The sequence below is a fragment of the Serratia sp. MF1(2023) genome (assembly GCF_030954545.1).
GTDB lineage: Bacteria > Pseudomonadota > Gammaproteobacteria > Enterobacterales > Enterobacteriaceae > Serratia > Serratia sarumanii.
Genome location: NZ_JAVHUX010000042.1, coordinates 14,157 through 27,709, shown reverse-complemented (window position 1 = coordinate 27,709; position 13,553 = coordinate 14,157). Strand labels below are relative to the sequence as shown.

The window sequence follows — 13,553 nt, the reverse complement described above, 5'->3', positions numbered from 1 at the left end:
GGCCCGCTCATACTTTGCGATCGCTTAACCCAGCGTCGGCATGCTGAATTCGGACACCGTCTGCTGCCCGGCCGGCCAGCGCGCGGTGGCGGTCTTCATGCGCGTGTAGAAGCGCACGCCGTCGGTGCCGTGCACGTTAAGCGCGCCGAACACCGAGCGCTTCCAGCCGCCGAAGCTGTGGAACGCCATCGGCACCGGCACCGGCACGTTGACGCCGACCATCCCGGCCTGCACTTCCTGCACGAACTGGCGCGCGTAGTGGCCGCTGCCGGTAAAGATGGCGCTGCCGTTGCCAAACTCGTGGCCGTTCACCGTGTCGATGGCGGTGCGGTAATCCGGCACCCGCACGATGCCCAGCACCGGCCCGAAGATCTCTTCACGGTAGATGCGCATGTTCGGCTTCACATGGTCGAACAGCGTGCCGCCGACGTAGTAGCCTTCAGGATAGCCCGGCACCTGATAATTGCGGCCGTCGGCCACCAGGGTGGCGCCTTCTTCCACGCCCAGATCGATGTAACCCAGCACCTTTTTCTGGTGGGCGGACGACACCAGCGGCCCCATTTCATTCTCTTCTCCGCCCTGCTGCAAGCCCGGCCCGACGCGCAGCTGCGCGATCAGCGGCTTCAGTTTGGCGATCAGTTTATCGGCGGTGTCGTCACCGACCACCACGGCGATCGGCAGCGCCATGCAGCGCTCGCCGGCGGAGCCGAACGCGCCGCCCATCAGCGCGTTGACCGTGGCGTCCAGATCGGCGTCCGGCATGACGATCGCCTGGTTCTTCGCCGCGCCGAAGGCCTGCACCCGCTTGCCGTGCGCGCTGGCGGTGGTGTAGATATGTTCCGCCACGGTGGAGGAGCCGACGAAGCTCACCGCCTGAATGCGCGGATCGGTGCACAGCTGCGCCGCGTCTTCATTGGCGCAGTGCACCACGTTGAACACGCCGTCCGGCAGGCCGGCTTCTTTCAGCAGTTCCGCCAGGCGCACCGAGGCGGAAGGCACCAGCGCCGGCGGCTTGAGGATGAAGGTGTTGCCGCAGGCCAGCGCGATAGGGAACATCCACATCGGCACCATCGCCGGGAAGTTGAACGGGGTAATGCCCGCCACCACGCCCAGCGGCTGCATCAGCGAGAAGCTGTCGACGCCGCTGCCGACGTCCGGCGAATACTCGCCCTTGATCAGATGCGGGATGCCGCAGGCGAATTCGACCACTTCCATGCCGCGCGTCAGTTCGCCCAGCGCATCCGAGTACACCTTGCCGTGCTCGCTGACGATAAGCTCGGCCAGCTCGTCGCGGTGCTGTTCCAGCAGCGCCTTGAAATTGAACATGATGCGCGCGCGGCGCAGCGGCGTGGTGCGCGACCAATCGGCAAACGCCCGATGGGCCACGTCGATGGCCTGCTTGACTTCGGCGGCGGTGCTCTGCGTGACGCGCCGCTCAACCTGCCCGCTGGCCGGGTTGTGCACGTCTACGGTTTGATTGCTGCTGCTCAGGCACACCTGCCCGTCAATAAAGTTACCCACGGTTTTCATGTCACGCCCTCTTTTCAAGTCCGCTGTCGCCTGGCCACTCGCCGGCGGCGCGGCGTTAATCGTCCCGCTCGCCAAACCCCGTCGGCAAGCCGGCTACATCCTGACCGGATGCAGCAAACTCTATTTCATTGAAAAAAAAGTTTCAAATAAATTGTTTTGAAAAATTTGTTTTTAGTGCGTGAGGTCGCAATTTTGCGGTGTCGATCGGGTTGGCGCTTTCATTACCGCGCCAGGGAAAGCGCAACGGCGCAGGAGAAACCAGGGGCAATACACACTGACTTTGCTACAGAAAACCCGCACCGCGCCTGCCCTGTCGCCGTTACCGCCCGCCCCAGAACGCCCAAGGCGCCCGGATCGCGCGTGACGGTTTTTTTTGAACTGGATCTAAAAATCAATATTCCATTATTCACTAATTATGAAATAAATGTTCTTGTTTGTTCCAGCATTTATCGACGACATCGCCTTGATGACAGGCACGGTTCACACCCTTCCGCTCGCCCTCTTCCCGATAACCCAACCGTGCGGATGGAAGCCAGGATAAAAATCGGAGCAACACATGTCATATCAGCGTAAGCACAATACCGGCTACATATTGCGAATTTGCGGCATCGCCGCCCTGGGCGGCATTCTGTTCGGCTACGATACCGCCGTGATCTCCGGCGCGATCGAAGCGCTGAAAACCTATTTCAATCTCAGCCCGGCCGAAACCGGTTGGGCGGTCTCCAACGTGGTGATCGGCTGCGTGGTCGGCGCCTTCGCCGCCGGGCCGCTGGCGGCGCGCTGGGGCCGTAAAAAGGCGCTGATGCTGGCGGCGCTGCTGTTCACCGTTTCCGCCGTCGGCGCAGCCTTGGCCCCGACCTTCACCTGGTTCGTCATCTACCGCATCATCGGCGGGCTGGCGGTCGGCATCGCCGCCACCGTGTCGCCGATGTACATGTCGGAAGTGTCGCCAAAGGACATGCGCGGGCGCGCGCTCAGTATGCAGCAGTTCGCCATCGTGTTCGGTCAGATCGTGATTTTCTACGTCAACTTCAAAATCGCCAGCCTCGCCAGCGAAGCCTGGCTGGTGGAAATGGGCTGGCGCTGGATGTTCGCCTCGGGCGTCATCCCTTGCATTCTGTTCTGCATCCTGGTGTTCGTCATTCCTGAGTCGCCGCGCTGGAACGTGATGATGGGCCGCGACGATCAGGCGCTGGCGATGTTGACCAAGGTTTCCAACGCCGCCCACGCGCAGAATCTGCTGAAAGAAATCAAAGACTCGCTGCAGCAGGATCAACAGCAGCGGCATCGGAAGCTGAACTACGGCGATGTGCGGGTGCGTTTCATCCTGTTCGTCGGCTGCATGATCGCCATGCTGCAGCAGGTGACCGGCGTCAACGTGATGATGTACTACGCGCCGGTGGTGCTGAAAACCGTCACCGAAAACGCGCAGGAAGCGCTGTTTCAGACCATCTGGATCGGCGTGCTGCAGCTGGTCGGTTCGGTCATCGGCGCCATGCTGATGGATCGCATGGGCCGCATTCCGCTAATGCGTTACGGCACGCTGGGCGCCATCACCGGCCTGCTGCTCACCTCGTACGCGCTCTACACCCAGGCCACCGGCTATTTCGCGCTGTTCGGCATGCTGTTCTTCATGGTGTTTTATGCGCTGTCTTGGGGCGTCGGCGCCTGGGTGCTGGTGTCGGAAATCTTCCCGAACCGCATGCGCGCGCAGGGGATGAGCATCGCCGTCGGCTGCATGTGGGTCGCTAACTTCGCGGTGTCGCAGTCGTTCCCGATGATCAACGACCACCCTTACCTGTTCTCGCATTTCCACGGCGCCTTCCCGATGTGGATCTTCGCCGCCTGCTGCCTGTTCAGCTACTGGTTCATCGGCCGCTATATTCCGGAAACCAAAGGCGTCTCGCTGGAAAAAATGGAGCAGGTGGTGCTGGCCAAACGCCACCGCCACCCCCTGCCCGACGGCAAGCCGCTGCCGCTGGAAAACGGCAAATCCTGATCTCTCAACCCTGACCGCTGGAGTAATGCCTCATGACCATTGCACTGGACCGCTTCTGCATTAACCGCAAGATCGCGCCGAATCTCGATCTGGACAGTTTTTTCCGCCTGGTGAAACGCTGCGGGCTCAGTAAGGTTGAGCTGCGCAACGATATGCCCAGCGGCAAGGTGACCGACGATCTGAGCGACGCGCAGCTCAATGCGCTCGCTGCGCAATACGGCATCGAGATCGTCACGATCAACGCCCTCGGCATGTTCAATCTGATGGACAACCCGGCGGCGCTGCAGCAGCGCGCCGAAGCGTTGCTGGCGCAGGCGCAGGCCATCCACAGCCGGGCGCTGGTGCTATGCCCGCACTGCAGCGCCGATGACACGCGCAGCGAGCAGCAAAAACGCGACGACACCCTCGCCGCGCTGCGGCTGCTGGCGCCGCTGTTTGCCCGCTATGGCGTACAGGGGTACGTCGAGCCGCTGGGCTTCGGCATCAGCTCGCTGCGATCGTCGCTGCTGACCCAGGCGCTCATCCGCGATTCGGGCGCGCCGTACCGCATCGTGCTCGATACTTTCCACCACTATTTAAGCGGTGTGGCGCAGGCCGACTTCGACGCGCAGATCCAGGTGGCGCAGATCGGCCTGGTGCATCTGTCCGGCGTGGAGGATGGACGAGATAAAGGCGCGCTGAGCGACGAAGAGCGCATCATGTTGAGCGAGGGCGATCGGCTGGAGAGCCGCCGCCAGGTGCAAAACCTGGAACGCCTGGGCTACACCGGCGTCTATGCCTTCGAGCCCTTCTCTTCGCAGCTGGACAGCTGGAGCGAGGCGGATATCGAACGGGAAATCCGCCAGAGCATCGCCCTGCTGCAAGGGTAAAAAAACGGCCTCCGCGGAGGCCGTTTTTCATGGCGTTACTTCAGGTTGCCGACCACCAGCTGGTGGCGCGCGTTGTAAAACTTACGGTAGGCCAGATAGCAGGCGATGATGGTCGACAGGCTGGCGGTGGAAAGCAGCATGAAGGTCACCATAATCTGGTATTTGATCGCTTTCACCGGGTCGATGCCGGCGAAGATCAGCCCGGACATCATGCCCGGCAGGCTGACTAGCCCAACGGTTTTCGCCGAATCCACGGTCGGGATCAGCGAAGCGCGGATGCTGTCGCGGATCAGCGCCGCCGAAGCGAACTTGGGCGTCGCCCCCAGGCTGAGCATCTCCTGAATCTTCTGCTGCTCGCTTTTGAAACGCTGGCCGAGGTTGGTGTAGCACAATCCCACCGCCACCATGGCGTTACCGGCGATCATTCCGGAGATGGGGATCACCTGCATCGGCGTAAATTCGATGGAGCCGGTCAATACCAATACCGCCAACGTCAGCACCGCGCCGGTGGTGATGGCGATAAACGACGTCACGAACGCGTGTTCGACGTACTTGCTGCGTTTCTTGGCGTTGTAGGCCGCGTTAAAGCAGATGAACAGCACCATCAACACGGTGAGCACCGCGTTATCCAGATCGAAAATGTACTTCAGCACGTAGCCGACGATGATCAGCTGCACCACCGCGCGGCAGATGCTCCAGATAATGTCCTTTTCCAGCGCCAGCTTTTCCCGGTGGCTGATCAGAATGGCGACCACCACCAGGATCATCGACAAGCCTAAGGATTCGTTGGTGATGTTATGCTGATTCATGCTGTTGCTCCTGTTGCTCGGCGCCGTGCGCGCGCAGGGTGATCACCTCGTCCGCATGCGCTATCTCTTCGGTATCGTGCGTCACCCACAGCACCGCCAGCCGGTGCTCCGCCACCAGCTGATGCACTATCTCATTGACGTTGCGCTTATTTTCCTCGTCCAGCGCGCTGGTGATCTCATCGAGCAACAGCACCCGGGGCATAAACTGCAGGTTGCGGATCAGGGACACGCGCTGCTTCTCCCCGCCGGACAGCTCATTGATGCTTTTGGTCAGCATCGCCTCCGGCAGCCCGAAACGCGCCAGATCGGCCTGCATTTTTCGTTCATCCGGCGACTGTTGACGGATCTGGTAGGGCAGCGCCAGATTGTCGTAAACCGTATTGCCGAACAGCGCCGGCGTCTGGAAGCAGTAAGAAACCTGTTTGCGATACGCCTCCGGCGACATCCCGGCGATCGCTCGTCCGTCGAAATAGAGGTTTCCGCTGGTCGGATCCATTAAGGAAGAGATGATTTTCAGCAGGGTGCTTTTCCCGCAGCCGGAAGGCCCGGTGATCAGTTTGAACTCGCCTTCACCCAGCGTGAAAGAGACGGAGTCCAGGATCACCTGGTTGTCTATTTGATAATGAATATCATCCAATCTCAGTATGTCTTTCTTTTCCTTCATTACGATGCCGGCTCCCTACACCTGTTCCCGTCTGAGCGATAAGTATATGGCCGCAAAAAACATATTAGCAATGCCTGTGCGGATGGCAGCGAGCGGAGAGGAGGATTGACGGAGCAAAACGCCCCGTCAAATAATAAATTTTACTAATGATTAGCTGTAGGAATAGTCAAAAGCGACCGCCAGGGTCGAATCACTCTTTTTTTATCGCTGCCTGTTCGTCGCAGCTGTACCAGCGTAGAGAATTGTTGATGCTGCGGTGGGTGCAGCGAACCTTGCCCTCCTTTTCCAGCGCCAGCAGCAGGGTGCGGGTGGTATAAATGTTTTCGCCGCATTTATCCGCCAGCTCGCGCGTCTTCGGCCACTGCTCCGGCGGGGGATGCAGGCCCCCGGCCCCTTCCACAAGATCCCGGCACAATCCCCGCAACATATCCAGCATCAGCGATTTTCTACTTTCAAACGTTTTCGGCACCTTGGCCATAGCATTCCTCCTGAGTGGTTACTGCTGAGCCCCCGTTCATGACTGCACGTCAGTGATGCGCAGGGGCATAAATCACGGCGGCGTCCGCGCAAACGACGTTGTTCCGATAAAATAGACCTGGCGCTGTCTATCACCGCGCGAATGAATATTTATTAATGAATCCAACCTTTGCCGATAAAATGTCATGCATTGTTCCTCGGATTTTTCACTAGGATTTTTCTGTGCAATTTTTTTCATGGTTATCATGATATGAAGATGTTTAAACAATCCCATAACGAACTGCGAATACATAATTACCAACATTGTCAACGCATGCGCCTTACATCTGTTAAATGCATTAATCGCAGTAATCATTCCATCGTTCATCCTTTGATTATCACTTAGGTCATTATTATGTAATGCCTACGGCATCACCTGCCCTTTTCTGGTTAATCACAATGGGTTAAATAACATAAGCGCGTCCAAAAAATAGCATCTGATAAGAATAATCTTCCCCCTGCCTTGTTGTTATTTTTTTGTTAACGACTCTTCGACAAACCATCGACAACCCAGGAATAGGCGGTGGAACGCCATAGGGACAACTAACCACACAAAATCATACAAAACAAATGCTTATGTTTTTCATTTTGTTTCATAAAGAAAATTCTTCAATGTTCGTCAAAGCGTAATATTAGCAAAGCGATATTGCGCATTGTAGGGCAACCGCTATTACAGTCGATCTAATATCTCGCATAACCTTATTTATGCAGTCATTTATTCTGGATAATATTTACATACGATCTATTGGTTTTTGATCTTATATTTAACTTTTTCCTTTTGGTTTTATATTCTGAATTTGAGTTATTTCAACAAAATCTATTTCCAAGCAATGCTATTGTTTGCAAGAATATTCCCAGCAAAACGCCATACCGATATTCGGGTTTTAAAATCAAATAAAACCGACCAAACATCACATAACCATTTCGTTATTAAAAGCAAATAACGAAAAGTGTGCGTATTGCCCAAAGCAAAAGGATCTGGCTCCCATCGCAGTGCGGCTAACAGGGCGTTGCTGCTCTGCGGGGATTTAGGTGTGCTTTTCTTTTTATTTAAATACTCTCTACAGGAACCTGAGAAATGAAACTGAATAAATTAATGCTGGCGACCGCCATTGCTTTTTCTACCGCCTCCGTTGCACATGCGGCGCCGACCCCGAACCAGGGCAGCGGCACCGTGACCTTTAGCGGTGAAATTATCGATGCGCCTTGCAGCATCACGCCGGACTCCGTCGATCAAACCGTCCCGATGGGCCAGATCAGCAGCCGCATCCTGGCCAAAGAAGGCAAATCCAGCGCCGAACCCTTCAGCATTGAGCTGAAAGACTGCGCGCTCAACACCATGAAAAACGTCAAGGTGACCTTCACCGGCACGCCGGATGCCGTCAACAGCAAATTGCTGGCGCTGAGCGGTTCCGCCAGCGGCGCAGGCATCGTGATTTACGACCAGCTGCACGCCAAGGAAGTTGAGCTGGGCACCGCAACGGACGGCCAGGGCCTGAACGAAGGCAACAACGCCCTGAAATTCGCCGCATACCTGCAAGGCAACAGCGCTTCCGGCGCCGTCGTGCCGGGCCAGTTCACCAGCGTGGCGAACTTTACCCTGGCTTATCAGTAAGCCTCGTTGGGGATGCCGGCGCGGGCATCCCCATGCTTAACGACGCCGGCTCCGGCAAAGGAACCGATCTCGACAGGGAGAAGCCAGCATGACCATCCATTGGCGAGGCGCATTGCTGATCGCGCTCAGCATCGGCAGCGCTAGCGCCACGGCGAAAACTCAGGGCCACGGCAAAGTCAGCCTGGGCGGCGAAATCGTCGAAACGCCGTGCAACATCGCCGGCGACAGTTTGGATCAAACCGTTGATTTCGGGCTGGTTTCAATGAGCGACGCCGGGCGAGATGCCCAGCCGAGCCTCATCGGCAGCCGCCGCCACTTCGCCATCAGGTTGGTGAACTGCGAACTGGCCAGCCAGATAAAGCCCGATTTTATTTATCGCGCGGCCAACCTCACCTTCAGCGGCATCGCGGATAGCCAAGATCCGCAATGGCTCGCCGTCCATGGCGAGGCGCGCGGCATGGCTATCGAGTTGCTGACCGACGCCGGCACCCCGATCCCGCTCGGCAGCACGACGGCGGATTATCTGATCGTTGCCGGCGATAACACGCTGCGCTTTGGCGCCCAGCTGCGCATTCACCCCGACAGGGCACGGGCGGGCGGTTTCAGCTCATTGGCCAAATTCACCCTGTCTTATCTGTAGCCGGTTTTCGTTAGGAACGCTGTACAGCATTACGTATTCAGGTCTTACGGGATGACCTGCTATTAGGCGCGGATTTGCCATGAGTGATCATTCTATGACGTCTTTACTGACAATAAAAAAAACGCCCATCATCGTCATTCTCTCTGTTCTCTGGGCAAAACCGGTCTTTTCCGCCACGGAATTCAATACCGACGTGTTGGATATCGGCGAACGCAGCAAAGTGGACTTATCCCGCTTTTCCGACGCCGATTACGTCATGCCGGGCACCTATCTGCTGGATATCAAAATCAACCAGAAAACGCTGCCCCAGCGCAGCATTCAGTATTTCCCGTCGCCGGATAACAAGAGCGGCAGCCAGGTGTGCCTGCCGCCTGACCTGGTGGAAAAAATGGCGCTGAAAGAAGAAGCGGCCAAAAAAGTCACCCTGTGGCGCGACAACCAGTGTGCCGACATTCGCGGCATCAAAGGCGCAACGGTTTCCGATCGCATCAGCGGCGGCGTGCTGGCGATCACCATTCCGCAGGCCTGGATGAAATACTCCGATCCCGACTGGACGCCGCCCGAGCAGTGGGACGATGGCATCCCCGGCGTGCTGCTGGATTACAATCTCAGCGGCCAAATCGGTAAACAGCACCACGACAACGGCACCGCCGAAAGCCTCAGCAGCTACGGTACGTTGGGCGCCAACCTGGGCGCCTGGCGCCTGCGCGCCGATTATCAGACCGATTTCAACCAACAATACGGCCGGCGCGACAGCAATTTCGACTGGAATCAGATCTACGCATACCGCGCGCTGCCGATGCAGGCCGCCAGGCTGACGCTGGGTGAAACCTACCTGAATTCGCCGGTGTTCGACGCCTACCGTTTTACCGGCCTCAACCTCGCCAGCGACGAGCGCATGCTGCCGCCCAACCTGCAGGGTTACGCGCCTGAAGTACGCGGCATCGCCAAAAGCAACGCGCGGATCACCGTCTCTCAGGAAGGCCGCACGCTGTATCAAACCACGGTGCCCGCCGGGCCGTTCGCCATTCAGGATCTCAGCAGCTCGGTACGCGGCAAACTGGATGTGAAAGTGGAAGAACAAGACGGCAGCGTTTCCACTTTTCAGGTAGATACCGCCAGTATTCCTTATCTGACCCGCCCCGGCTACGTGCGCTATAACGTGGCGCTGGGCAAGCCGTCTGCCTACGATCACCGCACGCAAGGGCCGGTGTTCTCCGCCGGCGATTTCTCCTGGGGCTTGAGCAACGCCTGGTCGCTGTACGGCGGCGCGCTGCTCGGCGGCGATTACAACGCCTGGGCTCTCGGCCTGGGGCGCGACCTGAACCTGTTCGGCGCCCTGTCGGTGGACGCCACGCAGTCGATCGCGCGCCTGCCCGATGAACCCAGCGCCAAAGGCATGTCATTCAAGGTCAACTACGCCAAGCGTTTCGACGAGCTCAACGGCCAAATCACCTTTGCCGGCTACCGCTTTTCGCAGCGCAAATTTATGACCATGTCGCAGTACCTGCAGGCGCGCTACGGCGACATTGACGATCGCTACAGCGGCCGACAAAAAGAGTTGTATACCGTCACCGCCAGCAAAACCTTTATGGCGGAGGACAGCGCTCAGGCGATCACCGCTTATCTGACCTACTCACACCAGACTTACTGGGACGCAGGCGCGCAAAACCGCTACGGCATGTCGACCAGCAAGCTGTTCGACTTCGGCGGGATCAGCAACATCACCGCCTCGTTGGCGGCCTATCGCACTCACTATCGGGGCCGCACCGACGATAGCGCGATGCTCAATTTCACCGTGCCTATCGGCGAGCACAACCGTCTGGGCTACGCGCTGCAGGTCAATAACCACGACGTGACCCAAACGGCGACCTACACCGACAACAGCGACATCAACAATACCTGGCAGGTCGGCAGCGGCGTCACCCAGTCCGGCAAACCGACGGCGAGCGGTTACTACACCCATAACGCGTCGTTCGGCACGCTCAACGCCAACGCGTCTTATCAGCAGGGCAGTTACTCCTCGATAGGCGGAACTTTCCGCGGCGGCCTGACCGCTACCCGGCACGGCGTCGCCGCGCACCAGAACGCCGGCAACGGCGGCAGCCGCATGATGCTGGATACCAACGGCGTCGCCGGCGTGCCGATCAACAACGGCCGCGCTTACAGCAACCGCTTCGGATTGGCGGTGATCTCGGACATCACCAGCTACTACAACACCGATACGCGCATCGACGTCAACAAGCTGGCGGACGACGTTGAAGCCACGCGCGCGGTGGTGCAAGGCACGCTGACGGAAGGCGCCATCGGTTATCGCCACTTCGAGGTGGTGAAAGGCAGCAAGCTGTTAGCCACCATCAAACTGGCGGACGGCAGCGAACCGCCGTTCGGCGCCACGGTGCTGAGTGCAACCGGACGGGAGATCGCGGTGGTGAACGACGGCGGCTCGGTGTATCTGACCGGCGTCCAACCGGAAGAGCGGTTGGACGTCGCCTGGGAAGGCCGCCGTCAGTGCCGCATCGCCATCCCAGGCACCGCCAAACCGCTGGACCGGCTGCTGTTGCCGTGCACCAAACCGTAATCCGCAACACATTGAGAGTAGACGCATAACATGAACAAACATTCGATAGCAGTAACCGCGGGCAGCCTGGCGTTGATGACGCTGGCTTCGACGGCCGACGCGGCGATCGCGTTGGATCGCACGCGCGCCATCTATGTGAGCGACGCCAAATCGATCAGCCTTAACATAACCAATGAGAACAAAGAGTTGCCTTTCCTTGCTCAGGCCTGGATCGAGAATGCGCAACATCAAAAGATCGTTTCGCCGCTGGTGGTATTGCCACCGTTGCAACGGGTGGAGGCCGGAGAACGCAGCGTCGTGCGCATTACCAAAACGCCGGAAGCCGAGCTATTGCCGCAAGATCGCGAATCGGTGTTTTATTTCAATTTGCGCGAAATTCCGCCCAAAAGCAGCAAAGCCAACGTGATGCAGCTGGCGCTGCAAACGCAGATCAAACTGTTCTTCCGCCCGAAGGCCATCGTCGCGCCGCAGGGTGAGATATGGCAAGAACAGCTGGTGTTCCACAAAACCGCCGACGGTTTCACCATCGAAAATCCGACGCCGTTCCACATCACGCTGACCGGCATCGCCCGTCAGACGCAGAAACAAGGCGGTGGCGCGATCGGCGATTTTCAGCCGGTGATGCTGTCCCCCAAATCCAGCGAAAAAGTGCGTTTGCGCGACCATGGGTTCGACACCTTCGTCGTCACCTATATCAATGATTTCGGCGGCCACCCCGAGCTGCGCTTCACCTGCAGCGCTAGCCTCTGCACCGCCGCACCCGGAAAAAAATAAGGAGATACGGCATGGCTGACTTCACCGGCCGCCTGCGGCCTCTGCTGATCGGCGCCTTGCTGCTCGGCAACGGCGGCGCCGCGATGGCCTCTCCGCCGGGAGAGGTTCAGGGCACCAGCGGCACCGTCGGTTTTCAGGGCGCTCTGCTGAGCTCTCCCTGCAGCCTGGCGCCGGACAGCCGCGATCAGTCGGTCGATCTCGGTGAGATCGGCACGCTCGCCTTCCGGCGTGTCGGCGATCAAAGCGCACCGGTACGTTTTCGCCTCGCCTTTACCCATTGCCTGCTGGGCGCCAAGGCGCTGGCAGACAATCCGGCCGGCATGCGCAACGGCGACGCCGGCAGGCTTTACCTGCGGGGGGAGCAGGCCGCCACGCTGGTGTTCCTCGGTGAAAGCGACCCCGACAATCCGCAGCTGCTGAGGCTGCACGGCGGCGTACAAGGCGTTGGCCTGCGGCTGAAAGATCAACGGGGCCGCGCGCTGTCCCTCAACCAACCCGGCGCCCCCTATGTCTTGCAGCCCGGCGGCAATACGTTGTGGTTCAGCGCTCAATTGGAATCAACCCGTCCGTTCATCGAAGCAAACCAATTCAAAGGAGTGGTGCATGTCCAGCTGGTCTATTTATAAACGCCTGGCGTTGCTGGGTTGCCTGGCGACGCCATTCGGCGCTCAGGCGCTGGAATGCCACCTGAATACCGAGAGCGGCATTACCGAAGAGAGCGAGGATATCGGCCGGTTGACCATACCGGCCACCTTACCGGTCGGCAGCCGGCTTTGGACCTCTAAACCGATGAGCCGCGACGTTATGTGCTGGGCGCACGCCAGCAAACCCAAGGGGGAATGGGTTTACTTCTATCCCAATCCGGACAACCGGCAGTTCGCCGCCGGCATCGCCATGGGGGTGATTTATAACGGCCGGGATCTCGGCTTGATCAACTCCCGAGTACAAACCGATATGTTTCGTACCCCCAAGCAACGGGAGCTCGGTCATGTCAACTATCAGGTTTATTTGCAAAAAACCGGAGAAATCACCGAAGGGGGCGCCAGTCAGATCGCCGTTTTTCAGCTCGATGGCGTAGGCGGCATCAACGTCCACCCGGGAAAAAATTACCGTTTCACCCTAACCGGGCTGGATAAAATCAAGGTGATCCAGTGCGCCGCTTCGGTGGAGCTTTCAACCCCGGAAGGCGTTGACTTCGGTGAGATCCCGACCTGGAAACCCAATGCGGGCACCGTAGCGAGCAAGGATTTCAGCATCTTGATCCGCAAAAACGGCTGCAGCGACAGCTTCGCGCTGGAGGCCAATTTCATGGTGAAAAACAGCACGCTGACCGACGCTACCGGCTTGAATATGGACAATGGTTCAACCTTGCGCATCCACGATAATTCCAACCCCAAATGGATTAAATACAATCAGTTCGACAGCTTTGCCGACATGAGTGGCCGCGATCAGGTGCAAAAATCCTACAGCGCCTCATTGCAGGCCACCGGGGAAGGACAGGAAGGCAATTTCCGCAAGACCGTAATCTTGCTGATTAATTATATTTAATGGTGGTG

The 13,553-nt window shown here is 58.3% G+C and carries 12 protein-coding genes; 8 read left to right on the top strand and 4 right to left on the bottom strand.

Going from position 1 to position 13,553, the window contains the following annotated elements; genetic code table 11:
- Positions 1-24: 24 nt before the first annotated feature.
- Complete coding sequence (locus REA38_RS20015) at positions 25-1,530, bottom strand: CoA-acylating methylmalonate-semialdehyde dehydrogenase (protein ID WP_015379335.1); 1,506 nt, start codon at positions 1,528-1,530, stop codon at positions 25-27.
- Positions 1,531-2,086: 556 nt separating this feature from the next.
- On the opposite strand from REA38_RS20015, the gene REA38_RS20010 reads away from it, so the two are divergent.
- Both REA38_RS20010 and REA38_RS20005 read left to right on the top strand, forming a co-directional pair.
- A complete protein-coding gene (locus tag REA38_RS20010; RefSeq protein WP_308886512.1) occupies positions 2,087-3,529 on the top strand; it encodes a sugar porter family MFS transporter in 1,443 nt (480 codons plus the stop codon).
- Positions 3,530-3,561: 32 nt separating this feature from the next.
- On the top strand, positions 3,562-4,398 hold the full coding sequence (locus tag REA38_RS20005; RefSeq protein WP_033649361.1) for a TIM barrel protein: 837 nt from the start codon (positions 3,562-3,564) through the stop codon (positions 4,396-4,398).
- Positions 4,399-4,433: 35 nt separating this feature from the next.
- On the opposite strand, the gene fetB is transcribed toward REA38_RS20005, so the two are convergent.
- The 3 genes from fetB to REA38_RS19990 form a co-directional block, all read right to left on the bottom strand.
- Positions 4,434-5,207, bottom strand: coding sequence for an iron export ABC transporter permease subunit FetB (gene fetB, locus REA38_RS20000; protein ID WP_033636352.1), 774 nt, complete (start codon positions 5,205-5,207; stop codon positions 4,434-4,436).
- A complete protein-coding gene (gene fetA, locus REA38_RS19995; RefSeq protein WP_308886511.1) occupies positions 5,194-5,871 on the bottom strand; it encodes an iron ABC transporter ATP-binding protein FetA in 678 nt (225 codons plus the stop codon). The genes fetB and fetA overlap by 14 nt, the downstream gene beginning before the upstream one ends.
- A 190-nt stretch (positions 5,872-6,061) precedes the next feature.
- Positions 6,062-6,349, bottom strand: a complete 288-nt coding sequence (locus tag REA38_RS19990; protein WP_103773141.1) for a FaeA/PapI family transcriptional regulator — start codon at positions 6,347-6,349, stop codon at positions 6,062-6,064.
- Between the two features lie 1,116 nt (positions 6,350-7,465).
- Here REA38_RS19990 and REA38_RS19985 point away from each other — a divergent pair.
- The 6 genes from REA38_RS19985 (at position 7,466) to REA38_RS19960 (ending at position 13,545) form a co-directional block, all read left to right on the top strand.
- A complete protein-coding gene (locus REA38_RS19985) occupies positions 7,466-8,002 on the top strand; it encodes a fimbrial protein (protein WP_033636355.1) in 537 nt (178 codons plus the stop codon).
- An 88-nt stretch (positions 8,003-8,090) separates the two neighbouring features.
- Positions 8,091-8,642, top strand: coding sequence for a fimbrial protein (locus REA38_RS19980; RefSeq protein ID WP_033649363.1), 552 nt, complete (start codon positions 8,091-8,093; stop codon positions 8,640-8,642).
- A gap of 79 nt (positions 8,643-8,721) precedes the next feature.
- A complete protein-coding gene (locus REA38_RS19975) occupies positions 8,722-11,223 on the top strand; it encodes a fimbria/pilus outer membrane usher protein (RefSeq protein ID WP_374213803.1) in 2,502 nt (833 codons plus the stop codon).
- 30 nt (positions 11,224-11,253) lie between these two features.
- Positions 11,254-11,997: a molecular chaperone gene (locus REA38_RS19970; RefSeq protein ID WP_033636358.1), complete on the top strand. Its 744-nt coding sequence runs from the start codon at positions 11,254-11,256 to the stop codon at positions 11,995-11,997.
- A gap of 11 nt (positions 11,998-12,008) precedes the next feature.
- Positions 12,009-12,623, top strand: a complete 615-nt coding sequence (locus tag REA38_RS19965; protein ID WP_308886508.1) for a fimbrial protein — start codon at positions 12,009-12,011, stop codon at positions 12,621-12,623.
- Positions 12,601-13,545 (top strand): fimbrial protein, encoded by a 945-nt coding sequence (locus REA38_RS19960; protein ID WP_308886507.1) that lies wholly within the window; start codon positions 12,601-12,603, stop codon positions 13,543-13,545. The genes REA38_RS19965 and REA38_RS19960 overlap by 23 nt, the downstream gene beginning before the upstream one ends.
- The last annotated feature ends 8 nt before the right edge of the window (positions 13,546-13,553 follow it).

What these genes read in the sequence shown, in the direction of transcription:
- REA38_RS20015 (WP_015379335.1), bottom strand. Translation starts at nt 1,530, where the DNA reads ATGAAAACCGTGGGTAACTTTATTGACGGGCAGGTGTGCCTGAGCAGC.
- REA38_RS20010 (WP_308886512.1), top strand. Translation starts at nt 2,087, where the DNA reads ATGTCATATCAGCGTAAGCACAATACCGGCTACATATTGCGAATTTGC.
- REA38_RS20005 (WP_033649361.1), top strand. Translation starts at nt 3,562, where the DNA reads ATGACCATTGCACTGGACCGCTTCTGCATTAACCGCAAGATCGCGCCG.
- fetB (WP_033636352.1), bottom strand. Translation starts at nt 5,207, where the DNA reads ATGAATCAGCATAACATCACCAACGAATCCTTAGGCTTGTCGATGATC.
- fetA (WP_308886511.1), bottom strand. Translation starts at nt 5,871, where the DNA reads ATGAAGGAAAAGAAAGACATACTGAGATTGGATGATATTCATTATCAA.
- REA38_RS19990 (WP_103773141.1), bottom strand. Translation starts at nt 6,349, where the DNA reads ATGGCCAAGGTGCCGAAAACGTTTGAAAGTAGAAAATCGCTGATGCTG.
- REA38_RS19985 (WP_033636355.1), top strand. Translation starts at nt 7,466, where the DNA reads ATGAAACTGAATAAATTAATGCTGGCGACCGCCATTGCTTTTTCTACC.
- REA38_RS19980 (WP_033649363.1), top strand. Translation starts at nt 8,091, where the DNA reads ATGACCATCCATTGGCGAGGCGCATTGCTGATCGCGCTCAGCATCGGC.
- REA38_RS19975 (WP_374213803.1), top strand. Translation starts at nt 8,722, where the DNA reads ATGAGTGATCATTCTATGACGTCTTTACTGACAATAAAAAAAACGCCC.
- REA38_RS19970 (WP_033636358.1), top strand. Translation starts at nt 11,254, where the DNA reads ATGAACAAACATTCGATAGCAGTAACCGCGGGCAGCCTGGCGTTGATG.
- REA38_RS19965 (WP_308886508.1), top strand. Translation starts at nt 12,009, where the DNA reads ATGGCTGACTTCACCGGCCGCCTGCGGCCTCTGCTGATCGGCGCCTTG.
- REA38_RS19960 (WP_308886507.1), top strand. Translation starts at nt 12,601, where the DNA reads ATGTCCAGCTGGTCTATTTATAAACGCCTGGCGTTGCTGGGTTGCCTG.